The 19,049-nt window shown below is 42.0% G+C and carries 21 protein-coding genes; 18 read left to right on the top strand and 3 right to left on the bottom strand.

All coding sequences use genetic code 11. The features are described from left to right. The first annotated feature begins 478 nt into the window (after positions 1-478). The 17 genes from VB083_RS06620 to VB083_RS06540 all read left to right on the top strand — a co-directional run bounded on the left by VB083_RS06620 (position 479) and on the right by VB083_RS06540 (position 15,375). Positions 479-1,048, top strand: coding sequence for a nucleoside deaminase (locus VB083_RS06620; RefSeq protein WP_213691682.1), 570 nt, complete (start codon positions 479-481; stop codon positions 1,046-1,048). Positions 1,049-1,061: 13 nt separating this feature from the next. Beyond that, positions 1,062-1,748, top strand: a complete 687-nt coding sequence (gene sdaAB / locus VB083_RS06615) for an L-serine ammonia-lyase, iron-sulfur-dependent subunit beta (RefSeq protein WP_213691683.1) — start codon at positions 1,062-1,064, stop codon at positions 1,746-1,748. Then, positions 1,745-2,614, top strand: a complete 870-nt coding sequence (gene sdaAA / locus VB083_RS06610) for an L-serine ammonia-lyase, iron-sulfur-dependent, subunit alpha (RefSeq protein WP_213691684.1) — start codon at positions 1,745-1,747, stop codon at positions 2,612-2,614. The genes sdaAB and sdaAA overlap by 4 nt, the downstream gene beginning before the upstream one ends. A 5-nt stretch (positions 2,615-2,619) precedes the next feature. After that, complete coding sequence (locus VB083_RS06605; protein WP_213691685.1) at positions 2,620-2,793, top strand: hypothetical protein; 174 nt, start codon at positions 2,620-2,622, stop codon at positions 2,791-2,793. Positions 2,794-2,831: 38 nt separating this feature from the next. Continuing rightward, positions 2,832-4,361 carry a YbaK/EbsC family protein gene (locus tag VB083_RS06600; RefSeq protein ID WP_323401885.1) on the top strand — a complete coding sequence of 510 codons (1,530 nt, stop codon included), beginning with the start codon at positions 2,832-2,834 and terminating at the stop codon, positions 4,359-4,361. A gap of 46 nt (positions 4,362-4,407) precedes the next feature. Further along, positions 4,408-5,253, top strand: a complete 846-nt coding sequence (locus VB083_RS06595) for a peptidylprolyl isomerase (RefSeq protein WP_213695603.1) — start codon at positions 4,408-4,410, stop codon at positions 5,251-5,253. A gap of 91 nt (positions 5,254-5,344) precedes the next feature. After that, positions 5,345-5,863, top strand: a complete 519-nt coding sequence (locus VB083_RS06590; protein ID WP_213691445.1) for a DUF2179 domain-containing protein — start codon at positions 5,345-5,347, stop codon at positions 5,861-5,863. A gap of 14 nt (positions 5,864-5,877) precedes the next feature. Continuing rightward, positions 5,878-6,159: a YhdT family protein gene (locus VB083_RS06585; RefSeq protein WP_213691444.1), complete on the top strand. Its 282-nt coding sequence runs from the start codon at positions 5,878-5,880 to the stop codon at positions 6,157-6,159. After that, on the top strand, positions 6,156-7,631 hold the full coding sequence (gene panF / locus VB083_RS06580) for a sodium/pantothenate symporter (protein ID WP_213691443.1): 1,476 nt from the start codon (positions 6,156-6,158) through the stop codon (positions 7,629-7,631). The genes VB083_RS06585 and panF overlap by 4 nt, the downstream gene beginning before the upstream one ends. Before the next feature lie 265 nt (positions 7,632-7,896). Then, positions 7,897-8,676, top strand: coding sequence for an IclR family transcriptional regulator (locus VB083_RS06575; protein ID WP_213691442.1), 780 nt, complete (start codon positions 7,897-7,899; stop codon positions 8,674-8,676). A gap of 55 nt (positions 8,677-8,731) precedes the next feature. Continuing rightward, positions 8,732-9,562: a 3-methyl-2-oxobutanoate hydroxymethyltransferase gene (gene panB / locus VB083_RS06570; protein WP_213691441.1), complete on the top strand. Its 831-nt coding sequence runs from the start codon at positions 8,732-8,734 to the stop codon at positions 9,560-9,562. A gap of 16 nt (positions 9,563-9,578) precedes the next feature. Further along, complete coding sequence (locus tag VB083_RS06565) at positions 9,579-10,505, top strand: ketopantoate reductase family protein (protein WP_213691440.1); 927 nt, start codon at positions 9,579-9,581, stop codon at positions 10,503-10,505. Positions 10,506-10,518: 13 nt separating this feature from the next. Continuing rightward, on the top strand, positions 10,519-11,523 hold the full coding sequence (locus tag VB083_RS06560) for a TRAP transporter substrate-binding protein (protein ID WP_213691439.1): 1,005 nt from the start codon (positions 10,519-10,521) through the stop codon (positions 11,521-11,523). Between the two features lie 86 nt (positions 11,524-11,609). After that, positions 11,610-12,098, top strand: coding sequence for a TRAP transporter small permease (locus VB083_RS06555; protein ID WP_307879614.1), 489 nt, complete (start codon positions 11,610-11,612; stop codon positions 12,096-12,098). After that, complete coding sequence (locus tag VB083_RS06550) at positions 12,095-13,375, top strand: TRAP transporter large permease (RefSeq protein ID WP_213691438.1); 1,281 nt, start codon at positions 12,095-12,097, stop codon at positions 13,373-13,375. Before VB083_RS06555 ends, VB083_RS06550 begins: the two co-directional genes overlap by 4 nt. Before the next feature lie 314 nt (positions 13,376-13,689). Continuing rightward, complete coding sequence (locus tag VB083_RS06545) at positions 13,690-13,830, top strand: hypothetical protein (protein WP_213691437.1); 141 nt, start codon at positions 13,690-13,692, stop codon at positions 13,828-13,830. A gap of 162 nt (positions 13,831-13,992) precedes the next feature. Continuing rightward, positions 13,993-15,375 (top strand): NAD(P)/FAD-dependent oxidoreductase, encoded by a 1,383-nt coding sequence (locus VB083_RS06540; RefSeq protein WP_213691436.1) that lies wholly within the window; start codon positions 13,993-13,995, stop codon positions 15,373-15,375. Between the two features lie 66 nt (positions 15,376-15,441). Here VB083_RS06540 and VB083_RS06535 read toward each other — a convergent pair whose 3' ends face one another. Continuing rightward, a complete protein-coding gene (locus VB083_RS06535) occupies positions 15,442-16,011 on the bottom strand; it encodes a nitroreductase family protein (RefSeq protein WP_213691435.1) in 570 nt (189 codons plus the stop codon). A gap of 116 nt (positions 16,012-16,127) precedes the next feature. Here VB083_RS06535 and VB083_RS06530 point away from each other — a divergent pair, with 116 nt between their 5' ends. Then, the gene (locus VB083_RS06530; protein WP_213695605.1) at positions 16,128-17,144 is read left to right on the top strand and encodes a dihydroorotate dehydrogenase-like protein; all 1,017 of its coding nucleotides are present in this window, start codon (positions 16,128-16,130) and stop codon (positions 17,142-17,144) included. Between the two features lie 51 nt (positions 17,145-17,195). Here the strand turns inward: VB083_RS06530 and cysK are convergent, their stop codons facing one another. Then, the gene (gene cysK / locus VB083_RS06525; protein WP_213699461.1) at positions 17,196-18,122 is read right to left on the bottom strand and encodes a cysteine synthase A; all 927 of its coding nucleotides are present in this window, start codon (positions 18,120-18,122) and stop codon (positions 17,196-17,198) included. Between the two features lies 1 nt (position 18,123). Next, positions 18,124-18,798 carry a serine O-acetyltransferase gene (cysE, locus tag VB083_RS06520; RefSeq protein WP_213691603.1) on the bottom strand — a complete coding sequence of 225 codons (675 nt, stop codon included), beginning with the start codon at positions 18,796-18,798 and terminating at the stop codon, positions 18,124-18,126. Positions 18,799-19,049: the final 251 nt, after the last annotated feature.

Below are 19,049 nucleotides of genomic sequence, written 5' to 3'. Positions count from 1 at the left end.
ATCTTCCAAAAGAGAATTTTTGACTATCGGTAAAAAGGCTTACTGTGGGGGGGTATAAAAGAAATAGTTATGGGGCGCAGGAACAAGCTATAACGAAGATACTACCCATAAATTCCAACGCCCAAAAGGGTTTGGTACTAGTTATTTGTTTCTTCGTCGTTCCGCTTTTTCTTGATGATTAGAACTGCTGCGATCATACCCACGCCAACAAGGAGCCACACTATAGTTAATGCGTTCATATAGTTCACCTCCATTATTCTTTTTGGGGTTGTTTTGTAAGAGAGCACTCCTGACACGCCTGTGTGGCGCAATCGACAAAAAACAAAATCTAAAGAATAAATAAATAATTCTTATCAATTTGAAAATAACACAAATAACTTCAAACTTCAAATATTAATTTCTTTAAATTTAATAAGACCTTTCTTTGCATCCAGGGATGAGAACTTCAGGATATAATGTTGCCAAAGGAGGGAGGATAATGGAAAAAGAAAAGATATTTTGGAGAATGCTCAATGTCATTGAAGATGATATTGTTCCTCAGACTCGTTTGGCAGTCAGCCATGGTCATAAAATTTTTGGTGCGGCCATTTTACTTCGCTCAGATCTTTCTCTCGTAGTAGCAGGAACAAACCACGAAGGATGGAATCCATTATGGCACGGTGAAGTCTACACAATAAAAAAATTTTTTGAACTTCCCTCTCATCCAGATCCTGAAGATTGTCTCTTTCTTTCCACTCACGAGCCATGTTCAATGTGCCTGTCTTCTATCGCCTGGTCTGGTTTCCCAGAAATATATTTTCTTTTCGAGTATGAAGAGACACGAGATGCCTTCCATATCCCTTATGATATTCAAATTCTTAATGAAGTTTTTAATTGTCCCCATCCCAGTCGAAGTAACAGCTTTTTTAAAAGTTTTGCCTTGAAAGAAATAGCATCAGCTATGGGTGAATCTGAGTTGGCAATGGCGAGACTTGAAAAATTAGATCGCATATATAAGGAATTGTCTGATATTTATCAGGCTGGGGAGAAAAAGATGGTTCTGAAATAAAGGAGGATGTTTTATGGCACTTACAGATATTATAGGCCCTGTAATGATAGGGCCTTCTTCGAGCCATACTGCAGGCGCGGCTCGTTTAAGCCGGTTGGCTTTGGCTTGCTGGGGAGACGATCCTTTAGAGAGTGTTGAAATTTTTTTAAGGGGCAGTTTTGCATACACAAGTTACGGTCATGGTACAGATAGGGCTCTTGTTGCGGGACTCCTCGACATGGCTCCTGATGATATTCGTTTGCGGGATGCTTTGTCTATTGCAAAAGAAAGAGGATTTAACTATCGTTTCGATACTGAAAATATAGATGGAGCCCATCCAAACTCAGCTCGATTTGTCTTTACAGGTAAAGACGGTCGAACTCTAGAGATTATAGGTGCGTCTATTGGAGGAGGGGCCGTAGAATTACAACAGATAGATGGCTTTCAGGTTAGTGTTTCTGGAGAGCTTCCCTCTCTCATAACGTTTCATCGTGATACTCAGGGGGTTGTAGCTGCTGTTACAAAACTTTTTGCCGATATGAAAATTAATATTGCAACATTAAGTCTCCATAGAAAATCAAAAGGTGGCAAAGCTTCTCTTGTTATCGAATTGGATTTACCGACATCTCCCGATGAGAGTGTCAGAGAAGCCGTAGAAAAGGCTCATCCATCAATGGAACGAGTCCTAGCTCTCTATAACCAGGGAGGTAACATAGAATGAGGTCTATTTCTGAACTTGTTGCCCAGAGCTTGAATCAAAAGAGCTCTTTTGTTGAAGTTGTTTTGTCGCAGGAGGAACAAGAGACAGGCCTTCCAGTCGATCGCATTCGTGAAAGGATGAAAAGCCGTCTTGTTGATATGGAAAAATCTGTTCACGATGCCCTTGAACATGAATGGAATGGCAAAATAGTTCGATCTGATCGAGGAAAATTAGCTTCGTATGCTCAGAAAGAAAAGAATCTTTCAGGCCAATATATATTGCGAGCGAGTGAGATTGCATTGGCGGTAGCAACATATAATGCAGCTATGGGGCGTATTGTTGCAGCTCCTACTGCCGGAAGCTGTGGTATTTTGCCAGGGCTTCTTTTTGCCCATAAAGATATCTTTGCCACGCAGGATAAGACACTTCTTGACGGATTGATTGTTGCCGGATCTATCGGGTCTGTTATAGCATCTAGAGCAACGTTGGCTGGAGCAGAAGGTGGATGTCAGGCTGAATGTGGAGCCGCAGCGGCTATGGGAGCTGCCGCTTTGGTTGCTATGCATGGAGGTATTTCTGAAGCTATAGAACAAAGCGTTGCTCTCACTTTTAAATCAGTGCTTGGACTTGTCTGCGATCCTGTGGGAGGCTTAGTAGAATCTCCATGTATTAAGAGAAATGGACTTCTTGTTTCGGTGGCGGCTCTTGCGGCAGATATGGCTCTAGCAGGGATAAAATCTATTATTCCTGCTGACGAAGTTATTGATGCCATGGCTCAGGTGGGACGTGCTCTGCCAGAATCTTTACGAGAGACTGCTCATGGCGGCTTAGCTATTACTCCTACTGCACGTCGTCTTGTGGCAGAAATCCTTCATGAAAGGTGGTAGCCCTTATGCAATTTTTTGCTACTACGCTTGCTCCTATAATTGTAATTTTATGTGGTGTAGCCCTGCTTTTTATCTCTTTTCGGCGATTTCGTATGGGGCAGACTGGCCGTGCTATTCTTGATATTGTTTGGGCGGTTGCTCTTTTCATATTGGCTTACAGTCAATATTTTATGGATTAAGTATTTAGATTACACAACATTTTTGGGAGGATATTTCAATGAAAATGACTTCTTTGCTTACGCCGACATTAAAAAAAGCACCAGCTGGTTGGCAAGATCCAGGTGTTATTCGTCTCATTAGAAGTGGGTATGCCCTGGATTTTCAAAATGAAGAGTGGAACTTGCTGCCTCTTGGCTCCATATTGCGAGAAAATGTTGCTTGGACCTTTCTGCATGCGTTAATGGAAGAAAATTTTCAACAACTTGACTCTCTCCTTTACAAGAAAGATGGCTTATATGCCCTTGCCCAACGTGCAGTACAAAGTTATCGAGATTTGCCTCTGAACTTTATGGAGCTTCGGCAAGGTTTGCTTCTTCTAGGAGGAATAGAGACTGCTTCTGGCAAAGAGGCGCAACAGGAGATAGTTCATACTATAGATAACATATTACAAAATTTAAATCTTCCAAGCATCGTTATGAGCGATGAAACGTTGGGTACTGACGGAAATTACGTTGCTTTGAAGGCTTCAGATCAGTATATTGCAGTCGAAAATGGAGTTGCCTGCTCATCGTGTGGCTGGACGGGTACTGAAAATGCACGAATAGAACAAAGCAAACCTTATCGAACAGAGAAAGAGATGGTTCGGCAAGAAATTCATACCCCAAATGCAAGTTCTATAGAAGAACTATGCGAATTTTTGCATATTCCTGCTGAACAAACAGTAAAGACCATGTTTTATATGGCTGAAGTTGATGATGGCTGGAGACCTGTAGCAGTGCTTATTCGAGGAGATCTGCATATAAGTGAAGAAAAGCTGGCTCTCTTTTTAAAGGTCAAGAAGGTTCGAATAGCAGAAGAGAACGAACTCATGTCGGTAATGGGGCAGAAACCAGGTTATCTTGGCCCTGTAGGACTTCCTGAAAGAGTTTGTCTAGTCGCTGATATAAGTATAGAAGGATGTAGCGGTGTTGTTACGGGAGCTAATAAACCCAACTATCACCTCACAGGAGTTACGTGGGGAAGAGATTTTAAAACAAAGCATATTGGTGATGTTGCTCTTCTTCGTGAAGGAATGAATTGTCCACGTTGTGGGCTTGAGCTTCAACCTTTTTTATGGAACAAAGTAGCAGCAGTATGGAGCGAAAAGAGTGACATTGAGGGGATCCCTTACCAGGATCAACAGGGACAAACCGAGAGATGCACATTATGGAAAGGCTGGATCGATCTTAACAGTATCCTAACAGCTCTGGCACGAGAGAAAACATATCCCTTTGGTTTGGCGCCATTCGATGTAGATATTATTGTTCCGTCGGTGAAAGATGAAGTGGCAATGAACCTGGCTACCAATCTTTATCTGGAGATGGCACAAAATGGGATTGTTGTCCTTTTTGATGATAGGAATGAACGAGCGGGGGCAAAATTCGCTGATTTTGAACTTTTCGGAATTCCTGTCAAAGTCGTTGTAGGACGCAAAGCGGCAGAAGGAATAGTGGAAGTTCACTATGGTGAAGATGCAAAGGAAATGCAAGCTGAAGATGTAGTATGTTTTCTTTCGTCTTTGTTGAATGACGACGATGAGAGCCTGTGATACACTGGCAACGTTTCAGTGCATCGTATGGTTTGGAGGGATATGTATGAAAAAAAATATGAGAGTTTTATGTGTAATGGCTGTCATAGTGATGATGGCTTGGGGAAGCATGGCGGGAGCTCAAGAAGCGAAAAATGAAAAGAACAACGTATTGGCTCGGGTAGGCGATGTAGAGATAAAAGAACAGAATGTTGACGATATAATCAACTCTCTTGATCCTCAGCAGCGCATGTACTACGAGAATGAGCAAGGACGTAAGGCTATATTAGACGAGTTGATCAATCTCGAAGTTTTTGCTCGTTGGGCCAAGGATAATAACCTTGAAAAAGATCCTGTATTTATGGAGCGCCTTGAGAATATAAAAAGGGAGTTACTGCGTCAGACTGCCGTGGAGAAGATGCTGAGTAAAGCTGCCGTAACGGAAAAAGAAGCAAAAGATTATTACGCTGTGCATCTGACAGAATTTAATATCCCTGCACAGATGAGAGCAAGCCATATTTTAGTGGCAAGCGAAGAGGAAGCAAAAAAGATTCGAGAAGAGATAGAGACAAAGAAGCTTTCTTTTGAAGAGGCCGTTGAAAAGTATTCAACTTGCCCTTCAAAACAACAAAAGGGAGATTTAGGTTATTTCCAAGGTGATCAAGTTGTTCCTGAATTCAGTAAAGCTACAGAAGCCCTTAAAAAGGGCGAAATAAGTGCTCCTGTACAGAGCCAGTTTGGGTGGCACATTATCAGGCTTGAAGATAAAAAGCCTGCTTCGTTAAAGTCTTTTGAAGACGTGAAAGGTCAGATAGAGGCTAACATTCTTAAAGATAAACGTTCTAAAATATATCTTGAAGAAACAGAGCGTCTTCGCAAAGAATATAAGGTAGAAATTATAGAGAAAAAGTAATTTTTCTTACGAACGGAGTTTGGCAGACAGCATAAGGCGGACAGAGAGCTGTCCGCCTTCCCTTTACATAAAATTAGGAGAATGATGCGTCATGGATTTGCTCGGACTTGCACTTATCTTTAGCGCTCGTATTCTTGATGTCAGTCTTGGAACGGTGAGGATCCTTTTTCTTGTGAGAGGAAGACGGCGGCTTGCGGCAACAATCGGTTTTCTTGAAGTAATGATCTACATGTCTGTTCTCGGTTATATTCTTGGTGGAGGTGGCTCCCTGACCTTCCCTCAACTTATCGCCTACGCAGGAGGGTATGGAGCAGGTAACTTTATGGGCTCTCTTTTGGAAGAAAAATTACTTAATGCTTTCGTTACTCTTGAAATCATTTTAGAACGAAACCAAGAAACCCGATTAGTTATTGAGCAAATTCGCAAAGCCGGTTTCGGTGCAACTGTTCTCGTTGGACAAGGTCGCGCGGGACTTCGCTATGTTGTTAAAGTCATTTGTCATCGTTCTGATATTCCTCAGATTTCAGAAATTATAGGTGCAAAAGGTTTTGTGTGTATATCTGATCTCAAAGGGTGTTGGGGCGGCCATTTTAAAATGAAGGGAAAGTAAAGGAGGCAATAAGAGTGAAGAAAACAGGCCGGTACAATCAAGCGAATAAAGAAGCTCTTATTTCACTTGCTCTTTACGGTGTCTTTTTTGCTTGGTGGTATGGAACAGCCTACGGTTTAGGAAGTGGCGACCCGTCGTCGTATACGTATGTTTTTGGCATGCCATCATGGTTCTTTTATAGTTGCATTGTTGGATATATTGGAATTTCTTTTCTTGTTTGGGGAGTGGTTAGATTATTCTTTAAAGATATTTCGCTTGAAGAATCACCAGACAAGGAAGGTCGTGAAGAACTATGACGCAACGATTCTATATGATTTTACCTCTCGTCCTTTATCTTGCCGGTGTTATGGCTATAGCGCTCTGGAGTCGAAAGATAGGTAAAAAAACTCACGATACAAAAAGTTTTGTTGAAGAGTATTTTCTTGGAAGCCGCTCCATGGGCGGTTTTGTTTTAGCCATGGCGATTATAACTACCTATACCAGCGCTAGTAGCTTTGTAGGTGGCCCGGGGGTTGCCTATAAAATGGGATTGGGCTGGATTCTTCTCGCTATGATTCAGGTCCCTACTGCTTTTTTAACGTTAGGCGTTTTGGGGAAAAAATTTGCTATTATTGCTCGCCGCATTAATGCAGTAACAGTTACAGAGTTTTTAAGGGCACGATATCGCAACGATGCCGTTGTTATTCTTTCTTCGATTGCATTGCTTGTCTTTTTCATGGCTTCTATGCTCGCCCAGTTTATTGGGGGTGCGAGACTTTTTCAGAGCATTACAGGATATCCTTACCTTGTAGGTCTGATTATCTTTGGTGTGACGGTTATTATATATACGACAGTTGGTGGTTTTAGAGCTGTTGTCCTTACCGATACAATTCAGGGTTCTATGATGGTTGTTGCATCAATTGCCTTACTTTGGAGCGTCGTCCATGCAGGCGGAGGAATGACCTCAGTAATACAGAAACTTCATGAAATTGATCCTGCCCTGATAACTCCATTTGGGCCCAATAATTTTATATCAAAACCCTTTATTCTTTCCTTTTGGGTTCTCGTGGGATTTGCCATACTAGGGCTTCCGCAAACAACAGTAAAATGTATGGGATATAAAGATGCCCGATCAATGCACAATGCCATGATTGTTGGAACATTTATTGTAGGGTTTCTTATGCTCTGTATGCATATGGTGGGGGCGTTAGGACGAGCTGTCGTTCCTAATATCGAAGTGGGAGACCTTGCAGTTCCAACCTTAACGATCCATCTTCTTTCTCCTTTCTGGGCCGGAATATTTATAGCAGGACCACTTGCAGCTATTATGTCTACAGTGGACTCTATGCTTATTCTTGCATCGGCAGCCATTATTAAAGATCTCTATTTAAACTATATTTCTAAAGAACCTGAAAAAGTTAATCCAGCGGCAATAGGACGTATGAGCTTTGTTGTGACAGGTATATTGGGTGTGATGGTCTTTTTAGCAGCGCTTAGACCTCCTTCTTTATTGGTCTGGATAAACCTTTTTGCTTTTGGTGGTCTTGAAGCGGTTTTCCTTTGGCCAACGATTTTGGGCCTTTATTGGAAACGTGCAAATGCTACGGGTGCTATTTTATCTATTGTTGCAGGATGCGGGTCTTTCATCTATTTCACTATTACAAAAGTAAAATGGATGGGAGCTCATCAGATTGTTCCTACAATTGCTATAGGGCTTATAGCGTTTATTATTGGTGCTTATATAGGTAAAAAGCCAGACGACAAGACGATAGAACTCTTTTGGGGATAAAAGGTATCGGATATTTTTTCGAGAATAAACAAGGGGGTGTCCGCATCTTCGGACACCCCCTTGTTTGTTGTAATCTCGCATGTAACATAAAAAGTGAAAAATATAATTATTGGAACTACCAAAAATGTATTTCTTCTCTAGTTTGACATACAATTCTGCATGTTTATAATTAAGTTGCGTTTCCACAATGATGAATATTATTCCGTATTATGGAATCTTTTTGAGGTGGCTGTTTTCTCCCTTACAAAGAAGGAGGCAGATTATCGTGACAGGTTCCAAAAAAAGTTCCGGGTACGTGCAGTCTATAGAAAGAGCAATGTCGATTATTGAAATACTTGATGAACGTGGCGAGTTAGGTATTTCCGAAATGAGTAACTTGCTCAGTTTAGAACGGAGTACTGTTCATCGAATTGTTTCTACCCTCAAAGGCTTGGGGTACGTTAATCAAAACCAGGCGAATCATAAATATTCCAATAGCTTTAAACTTTTTGAAATCGGAAATAACGTGGTGAAATCTCTTGGTCTGAGAAAACAGGCAATGCCTTTTATGCGAGAGCTTTCAGAGAAAACGAACGAAGCGGTAAATCTAGCTGTCATGGATGGAAAATACGTAATTTATATCGATAAAATCGAAAGTCAATCAACAATAAAAGTAGACCTTTCTATAGGAAAACGAATGCCATCTTATTGTACTGGCCTTGGCAAGATCATGTTGGCTTATATGCCTGAGCATCAAGTTAGAGCCTTGCTTCAAGATGAACCATTTATACGTTTTACTGAAAATACCGTAACCAATTTTGATGAATTACTCGAGCACCTTGTGACTATACGCCAACAAGGATATTGCATCGATAACGAAGAGTACGTTGAAGGCCTTTTTTGTGTAGCAGCTCCAGTATGGGGTCATTCTGGGGAAGTGTTCGCGGCTCTGAGTGTTGCAGTGCCGAAATTCCTTTATGCAGATACAGAACGTCTTATTGCCATTCGGGATTTGGTTATAGATGTGGCCAAACGTTTTTCGACCACCCTTGGGTACAAATCCTGAATCGACAAAGAAAAAGTATAAAAACTTTATATATCTCTAGAGGGGGAATCTCGCAATGGCAAAGGTAACGATTCAAAAGCTCAAAGAAATGAAGCAAAAAGGCGAAAAAATATCGATGGTTACAGCGTATGATTATGCTCAGGCTGTTTTAGTTGAGAAGTCAGGTATCGAGATCATTCTTGTTGGTGATTCTCTTTCTATGACAATGCTTGGCAATGATGGGACAGTGCCTCTTACCACAGACGAAATGGTTGCTCACATCAAACCCGTTGTAAAGGGTGCTCCCACACCTATGATTGTTGGCGATATGGTTTTCGGCTCATATAACGAAAGCATTTCTCAAGCCATTCGCAGTGCAAATCGTCTCATGAAAGAAGGCGGTTGCGATGTGATCAAGCTTGAGGGCGGGCGCCCAGAAGTCGTTTCTGCCATTGTTGAAGCAGGAATTCCCGTTCAGGGACATATTGGCCTTACGCCTCAAACGGCGTCTATGCTCGGTGGCTTTAAGGTGCAGGGGAAAAGTTTGGAAGCAGCTCAGAAAATTGTTGACGAAGCAAAAGCCCTAGAAGATGCCGGAGCATTTTCCATCGTTGTAGAGTGTGTTCCTGAAGAATTAGGACGTGCAATTACAGAAGCTGTATCAATTCCCATTATTGGTATAGGAGCAGGACGTTATACAGACGGTCAGGTTTTGGTTTTCCACGATATGTTGGGGCTCTTCGATAAATTCCTTCCCAAGTTTGTTAAACAGTATGCTCAAATCGGAGACGAAATTGTAAAGGCTCTTGGTGAATACAAAGAAGAAGTCCGTTCAGGCTCTTTCCCGGAAGATAAACACACCTTTGGAGGTTTGAGCAGAGACGATTTGAAAGATCTGCGCAAGTAAGACCGAGGTGAAAAATATGAAAATAGCTGTTCTTGGCTCAGGAGCTATGGGATGCCTTTATGGCGGAATGCTTGCTGAAGCAGGCTTTAACGTAACGCTTATTGATGTTTGGAAAGATCATGTAGATGCCATTAATACCCACGGCCTCTTTATTGAGGGCATTGGAGGAGAGCGTACGATTCGTTCTATTCGAGCTGTTACGTCTCCTGAAGAGGCGGGGGAGTGCGACCTCCTTATTGTTTTTGTTAAGGCCACGCTTACATCTCAGGCGATGGAAAGTGCGAAAGGTATTATTGGGGCGCATACAAGCGTTTTAACCCTTCAAAACGGCCTTGGTAATGTAGAGAAAATAAGTGCTGTTGTTGGCGAAGAAAAAGTTATTGCAGGTGTAACAGGACATGGTTCCACATTGCTTGGACCAGGAAAAATACGCCATGCAGGTCAAGGAGACACAGTAATCGGAGAGCTCTCTGGTTTCATCGATGAGCGCCTTGAAAAGATAGGAGATTTACTCAAAAAGGGTGGTTTTAACGTTAAATTATCGCCCAATGTAATGGGACTCATTTGGGGCAAGTTGATTGTCAATATTGGCATTAATGCTTTAACAGCTGTTACAGGGTTAAAAAATGGTCGTTTAGTAGATTTTTCTGAAACAGACGAACTCCTCGCCTGTGCTGTACAAGAGGCAGTTGCTGTGGCAAATGCAAAGGGAATTACCCTTGAAATAGACGATCCAGTAGAACATACGAGAAAAGTTGCCAAACTTACCGCAGCAAATAGGTCTTCCATGCTTCAGGATGTTTCGAACAAACGTAAAACAGAAATTGGGGTTATAAATGGGGCCGTTGTTCAGGAAGGTAGACGTCTGGGAATCGCGACGCCTATTAATAAAGTTCTTTATAACCTTGTTTCAGTAAAAGAAAAAACTTATGAAGAAGTCTAAAGGGGGACATGTGATGAGAGGGACGAAAAAAAGCACCATAATTTTTGTAGGGCTTTTGTTTTGTGCTTTTATGCTGGGGACTGTAACACAACCTGCTTGGGCAGCTAAGTACTCCTTTAAGCTGGGGCACTCTGTGAGTGATCAGCATCCTTATAACCTTGGAGCTGTACGGTTTAAAGAGATTGTCGAGAAAGAAACAAATGGAGATGTAGAGGTCAATCTTTTCCCCAATAATCAGCTTGGGACAGGAGAGAGAGACCTTATTGAGGGGCTTCAGTTAGGAACTGTCGATTTGGTCGTCTCTTCAACAGGGCCTATGAGTGGATTCGAGAAAAAGTTTATGATTTTTGACTTCCCATTTCTCTTTAAAGACAAGGCTCAGGCTTATTCAACTCTCGATGGAGAAATCGGACAGTATATTATGGGCCTTCTCGAAAAACAAGGCATTAAAGGTTTAGCATGGTATGAAAACGGGTTCCGCCATCTGACAAATTCTAAGCATCCCGTAAATACTCCAGAAGAGGCCAAAGGACTCAAGCTCAGAACCATGGAAAATAAAGTACAGATGGCTATTTGGAGAGCCCTCGGAGCAGATCCTACGCCTATGGCATGGGGAGAAGTCTTTACTGCTCTCCAGCAGGGAACAGTTGATGGGCAGGAAAACCCAATTCCTATTATTTACACTCAAAAAATATACGAGGTTCAGAAATATGTTTCTCTTACCGGACATGTTTTTTCTCCCTCGATGTTGATAATGAGTAAGTTTAGATTTGATAAGCTTCCTAAAGAATATCAGGAAATTTTCATGAAAGCTGCTCAAGAATCGGCTCTTTATGAGCGCGAGCAGATTACGAGAATGGAAAATGAACAGGTAGAAAAACTGAAAGAACTTGGAATGGAAATAAATACACCAGATAAAGAAGCCTTCCGTAAGGCCACGAAATCCGTCTATGACGAATTCCGTGGGGAACTTGGCGAAGACGCAAAGCTTCTTGATCAGATTCTTGCAGGAAATTAGAGCCGTTCGTATGTCATAGGGAGAGGGAGAGCTTTTCCTTCTCCCTCCCTTTTTGTAGGTGTTCTTCGGCAGAAAGAAGGGGTAGTGTGATTCTTTTGAAAAAATTGCTTAACGGTTTAAACCGGATTGTAGAATATGCCGTCAGTCTTTTATTGATTGTTATGGTTGTTGTTGTTTTCTTACAAGTCATATTTCGCTTCGTTCTCCACTCTTCTCTGCCATGGTCAGAAGAACTTTCCAGATATATTCTTGTCTGGATTTCCTTTCTTGGGGCCAGTATTGGCGTTAAAAGGGGAGCACATATCGGTGTGGAAGTGGTTGTAAATATGTTGCCTCCAAAAATGAAAAAAGGTGTTGCTTTTCTGGCAACTCTCTGTGCAGCGGTATTTTTCGCACTCATGGTTATTTATGGACGTCGAATTCTTTTTATCGTTTCAGGACAGCGATCTCCGGCGATGGAAATATCCATGGGGATTCCTTATTCAGCCATTTTTGTAAGTGGTGTCCTCATGTTTATCTATTCCATCGAACAGGCCTTATCTATTGTTGTAGGAAGAAGGGATGAAGCCATATGACCACTGTTCTTTTTGCTAGTCTCATTTTGTTTTTTGTTATAAACGTGCCTATTGCTATAGCTATTGGTCTGGCTTCTGTTGCCGCTATTCTTTTTTCAGGGGCGATCCCTCCTATAGTAATAGTTCAAAAAATGTTTACGGCGGCAGATTCTTTTCCTCTCATGGCGGTGCCTTTTTTTATTCTCGCGGGCTCGTTAATGGAGTTTGGGGGTATTTCAAGACGTCTTGTTGAATTTGCCAACTCTATTGTGGGTCGTTTTTCTGGTGGATTAGCTTTTGTTGCCATTATAGCGAGTATGTTTTTTGGAGCGATCTCAGGAGCAGCGGTAGCTACAGTTGCTGCTATTGGAACTATTTTAATACCGGCAATGGTACGGCGGGGATACGACAAGCCTTTTGCTACAGCTGTTCAAGCAACTGCTGGTACTTTGGGCGTTATGATTCCACCAAGCATTCCTATGATAATTTACGGAGTTCTTACCGGAGTTTCTATAGGCGCTCTCTTTATGGGTGGCATTCTCCCTGGCATTCTTGTCGGTTGTTCTCTGATGTTTGTAGCCTGGCTAATATCCAGGAAAAAGGGGTATCATGGCGACGAAAAACCGACTTTAGGACGAATTTGGCAAACTTTTAAACAGGCAATTCTCGCCCTCATGATGCCTGTAATTATTCTGGGGGGAATCTATGGTGGTGTCTTTACCCCTACAGAAGCGGCAGTAGTGGCTGTCGTTTATGGCTTCATCGTCGGTTTTTTCATTTATAAGGAACTTCATCTTTCTCAACTGAAGAATATTCTTGTTACGACAGTTATGGGAACGTCGATGATCATGTTTATTATTGCCACTTCATCTGTTTTCAGCTGGATTCTTACTGCTGAACAAGTTCCTCAGGCCGTTGCAGAGGTTATTTTATCGATTTCAAAAAATCCTGTTGTTATCTTAACCCTCATTAACATCTTGCTCCTTTTCTTGGGAACGTTCATGGAAACAGTTGCGGCCATTATTATTTTGGTGCCTGTCTTATTGCCGGTCATTACTCAGATAGGTGTAGATCCTCTCCATTTTGGGATCGTATTAGTTGTAAACCTTGCAATAGGAATGGTTACTCCGCCATTGGGTGTATGCCTCTTCATTGGGTGCAGCATTGCCGATATCAAGCTTGAGGATATTACACGAGCAGTATGGCCATTTATTTTGATCATGGTTGTTGATGTTTTGCTTTTAACCTATCTTCCCTGGATCTCTACGGTTTTGCCAAAATTGACTGGATTGTATTAATATTTATGCCCAAAAAGGGTTGACAGGTGAAATAATCGACAATATAATGTGTGGAAATATTCAAATAATTTGGACACAGAAGGAGGGTTCGAAATGCAGCTAGTTAAAAGTATGTTTCTTCAGTCTCTAATTTCTCTACCTGTAGTCGTTATTATTAGCAGCGGATCCCCTCCTGGTGTGATCGGCATTTAATTGCCCTTACTCACAAACACCAGAGCCGGGATCCGCTTTAAGCGGTTTCCGGCTTTTTTTATGGTCAAGGTCTCTATCCCAAGGAGAATGCCGCCAATAAGAAAAGAAGGGGGGAGATGAGGGTGGTTAAAGCGAAGAAAAGGGGAAAAGTACAGAGAGAGAATGCTATTGCGTTTTATGAAGTCGTGGATTCTATAGAGATGTTCAATTCAGAGGGACTTATCGAAGTTCGATGGAGAGGTCCTTTTGAAGGCTATCGTTAGATCATTCGAATAAATAATCTCACCTGCATTATGACGGAAGAGCTCTTCATGGAGAAGGGCTCTTTTTTATGGTATCATCTCAAGGGTCACCTATTGATACCTACCCCTATACTTTCCATGTGGCCAACGAGTAAATTTTGATAGTGAAGGAGAGAAATAACGGTGAAATACGACGTTATTATAGTGGGATCTGGGCCTGCAGGCATCTTTGCGGCCATGGAGTTAGTGAAGAATGATAAGAAAGTTCTTATAGTTGACAAAGGAAAAGTTATAAAAGACAGAAAATGTCCTATTCTTGAGGGACTTTCCCCTGTATGTGTCAATTGCAACTCGTGTAATATCGTTTCTGGATGGGGTGGGGCCGGATCTGCCTCTGACGGAAAGCTCACGCTGACCACTGGCTTTGGCGGAAATCTCGAAGAGTGCATAGGCGAAGATGCGCTTGAGAATATGATTCGGTATGTTGATGATGCTTTTGTCAGTTTTGGCGCAGATAAGAATTATTACGAACCGACAGGGGATATTGTAAAAGATACGATTCAAAGAGCAGCAAGTCGCGGAATAAAAATCATACCGGCTAGAATTCGTCACATAGGAACAGATGCTTCTCGCATGGTGCTTAATAACATGTATGAGGAGTTAAAGGAAAAGTGTGACATTCTCATGAATACGGAAGTAATGGAGGTCAAAGTTCGAAACGGAGTTATTGAAGGCATCGCCTTGAAGGATGGGCGTGAAATCGAGGCAGATAATGTTATTTTAGCTCCAGGCCGTGAAGGAAGTTCATGGCTTGAAGGCATTGTAAATCAATACAACCTGCCCATCGCTTCCATGCCAGTAGATATTGGGGTGCGGGTAGAAATACCAGATAGTATTTGTCAGGATCTAACCAATCACTTTTATGAAATTAAATGTCTTTACAATACCCCGACTTTTGACGATCGTTGTCGTACCTTTTGTATGAACCCGTCAGGCTTTGTTGTTCATGAATATAATAAGGCTCATGATCTCGTAACGGTAAATGGGCACAGTTTAAAGAATGTAAAGTCTAAAAATACGAATTTTGCTATTCTCGTAACAAAGAATTTTACGCAACCTTTTAATGATCCCATAGGCTACGCGACTCACATCGCCAAGTTGGCAAATATGTTGGCAGGCGGCGGAATTCTTGTTCAACGTTTGGGAGATCTTCGAGATGGACGTCGTTCAACAGAAGCTCGCATCATGAGGGGAATGGTAAAACCTACCGCCCAAGCTCAGCCCGGAGATTTGAGTCTTGTTTTACCCCATCGCTTTCTAACGGATATTGTAGAGTTTATAGAGGCTCTCAATATTATTATGCCGGGAATTAATATGAATGATACGCTTCTGTACGGAGTGGAAATCAAACTTTATTCTCTGCGTCTTGAATTGAAAGATACTCTTGAGACTCCTACAATTCAAAATCTCTATATGGCTGGAGACGGCGCAGGAGTCAGTCGAGGAATTATTCAGGCTGCTTCAAGTGGTGTTGTTGCTGCACGTTCAATTATTTTCAAGAAATAAAAATAAATCTCCCCGTTATCTTATGATGCGGGGAGATTCTTTATATTGTAATATTATGGTTACGCTTTAGCGTATGTACGTAATTGTATTTTCTTTACGACGTGGTGCTCCGTAGTGGCGGTCTGGATCTTTATATCCCATAGCGATACTATAAAAAGGTTCATATCCTTCTGGAACTCCGATCATTTTAAGCTCTTCTGGTGTAGCTGCGGCGAAGAAGAAACCAGAGAACCCAATCCAGCATGTTCCTACATTCAAAGATTCAGCTGCAAGAAGCATGTTCTCTATGGCTGCTGAGCAGTCTGCAATCGGTTTCAATAACGAATCTTCATTTTTTTTACCCGAAATGATAATAATAGTGGGAGCATTGTAATAGATATGAAATCCTTCCTTTTCTCCCATTCTACGAACCCAATCAACTGGCGATTTTTTCATAAGAGATACTGTTTTATCGCTGATCATATCGATTATTTCTTTCTTTTGAATAATTGTAAAATGCCATGGCTGATCGTTATGTCCGCTTGGAGCCCATATCCCAGCATCAAGTATTTGAGACAGTTCCTCATTACTTACTTGGGAAGGCAAGAAATGCCTGATACTTCGACGATTTTTTATTGTTTCGAGTACAAGGTTCATCTTCATCTCTCCTTTCATTGCTAGTAGGAATTTATATTATAGACTAAGAGTATTTCTCACTTGTGTATTAGGGTACAATGACAAATAAGTGCTCAAACGAGAAAGGGGGAAGTAACATGGCAATTGATCTCTCAACTGAGTATATGGGAGTGGAGTTAAAGAACCCGGTTATCGTAGGAGCCAGCGGCATTACATCGAACCTTGAAACTATTCGTAAAGCTGAAGAAGCAGGCGCGGGAGGCATAGTGATCAAATCGCTTTTTGAGGAGCAAATCGCTCTTGAATCTTTGGCTCTCGAACATGAATTAACTGACGATGACGAACGACACGCAGAGATGATTGCTCTTCATCCCGGAATAGCACATGCTGGTCCAGAAGAACATATTATGTGGGTAAATAAAATTATCAAAGATGCCCATGTCCCTGTTTTTGCGAGTTTGAACGCAGGAACGAAAAGTGTTTGGGTTGAATGGGCAGAGAAATTAAGCAAGACGGGAGTCCAGGGGCTGGAACTCAACCTTTACGCTATGCCTATAGATAAAAATATGAGTGGTTCACAGATCGAAAACGAGCAGCTAGCCACTGTTCAAGAAGTTTTGCGGGTGGTATCTATTCCTGTGTCTGTAAAATTAAGCCCTTTCTACACCAATCCGCTTCACTTTGTTTCAATGCTTGATCAGATGGGAACAAAGGGATATGTACTTTTCAATAATTTTATCAATCCAGATATAAATCCTGAAGAAGAAAAAGAAGAGAGAACTATTGTTATGAGTCATGAGAGAGACTCTCTTTTGCCACTTCGTTTCATCGCCCTTCTTTTTGGAACAGTCAATGGCAGCCTTTGCGCAAATAGGGGGATTTTTACAGGAGAAGATGTAGCTAAAATGCTACTTGCTGGTGCTGATTGTGTGCAGGTTGTCAGTGCTCTCTATAAGAACGGTATTGAATCAATACATACAATGGTCAATGATGTTGAACGCTGGATGGGGAAACATGGATATGGAGTTTTGGATGAGTGCAGGGGGGTATTAAGCAAGATGAGAGCGAAAGATCCATATTCATGGGAGCGGGCCCAGTACGTTGATATTTTAATGCGTAACGAGTCTCCATTTTTAGCTCGTCCAGATATTTAATAAGATAAAAAAGAAGGGGGAGCCTCTATTTTCAAGCTCTCCCTTTCATGCTTACGCTTTATATGCTTCAGTGCTAAGATATTTGTCACCTCGGTCACAGGCAATTGTAACGACTATATCGTCAGGACCGAATTTTTTTGCAGTCTGAATGGCAGCCCAGACGTTTGCTCCTGTAGAAATTCCGCAGAAAAGCCCAACATGATGAGCAAGCCAGCGAGTTGTTTCCAATGCTGCCTGGTCTTCTACTGTCGTTACGTGCGTTAGTATCTCTTTTTTGAGTGTTTTGGGAATAAATCCTGCCCCTATCCCCTGAATTTTATGTGCCCCGGCCTTTCCTCCGCTGAGAATAGGACTCCCTGAAGGTTCAACTCCGATAATTTGCAGTGCAGGGTAAACAGCTTTTAGTATCGTTCCTGTTCCGGTAATAGTTCCTCCCGAACCGATGCCGGCGACGAAGGCCGCAATCGACTTTCCCTTCATTTCCGAAAGAATCTCTGGTGCGGTCGTGACACTGTGAGCCCATGGATTCCCAGGATTACTGAATTGGTCGGGCATGTACGCTCCCGGAGTCTCAGTGAGAATGCGTTGGGCCAGGGCGATGGCACCTTTCATTCCTTCTGAAGCAGGAGAGAGATAAAGTTCTGCTCCATAGGCAGCCAAAACAGAACGACGTTCCTGTGACATGGATTCGGGCATTGTCAAAATAACTTTGAGGCCGAGGGCCTGGCCAAGCATGGCTAAGGCGATACCTGTGTTACCTGATGTGGGTTCGACAATAACCGTATTGTCATGAAGAAGTCCTCTCTCTTCTGCATAACGAAGCATTCCCCAGGCAGCTCTGTCTTTTACCGAGCCACCGATATTTGTACCTTCTAATTTTATAGCAATAGATGCAGCTTGAGGGTCAGGACGAAGGATAAAAAGAGGCGTATGTCCAATAAGTTGTCTCAAGGCAATTTGATCTGTTTTATAAATCATGTTAAGCAACCTCCTCATTTCTGTAATTTTTCAGTGCATCAAGTTCTTTTTCCAATCTGTTGATTCGATCAAGCAATATCTTTATTGAAAGAGGAGTATCATTACTATCCGTTTCTGTATGGCGAACCAATGGAGATGCCGGGATTCCAACTACAGTGGCACCTGCTTTCACATCTTTGACGACGACGGCCCCCGCACCTATTTTTGCTCCTTCTCCAACGGTGATATTACCTAAAAGGCAGGCTCTGGCTCCAATCATTACATTGTCTTCCACTGTTGGATGGCGTTTCCCCTGTTCTTTTCCTGTTCCGCCTAACGTTACGCCATGATAGAGTCTTACGTTATTTCCCACTTCAGCCGTTTCCCCAATGACAATCCCCATACCATGGTCAATAAAAAATCCTTTCCCTATTTTTGCTCCAGGATGAATTTCTATGCCTGTGAGCCATCGCATAATATGACTGAGCAGTCGTGGAAGAAATGGAATATGAAGGGTTGCATGTAGAAAATGGATGATTCTATGAACTACGATAGCATGAAGGCCAGGATAGCAAAAAATAACCTCAAGCCATCCTGAAACGCCCCCCTTAAATGCAGGGTCATTTCCTGGAACAGCTAAAACATCGGATTTGAGAGTCTCCCAAGCGTTTATTACATATGAAACAAATTTTCTCATTTTTTGATACCTCCGGTAAATAATCTGATTTAGAAAACAGGCATATGGACAATCAGATTCCATTGGCATCACTTCCTTTCTTAAAAAAAGCGGGCTTGTCATATTTGACAAGCCCGCTGATCTCGATTTTCTATTCTTATTATTAGAGAGCGCTTTATTTTGGCTACAACGGGCTATATACCCACCGCAGCCTGATGTTTTACGCTACGGGGAGACAGTTAGTTTCTTCTCCCACAACAACAAAAATTAAA

This window comes from Aminobacterium sp. (assembly GCF_034926885.1).
Classification (GTDB): domain Bacteria; phylum Synergistota; class Synergistia; order Synergistales; family Aminobacteriaceae; genus Aminobacterium.
Note: the sequence above shows the minus strand (reverse complement) of the source record. Positions and strands in the feature narration are given on the sequence as shown.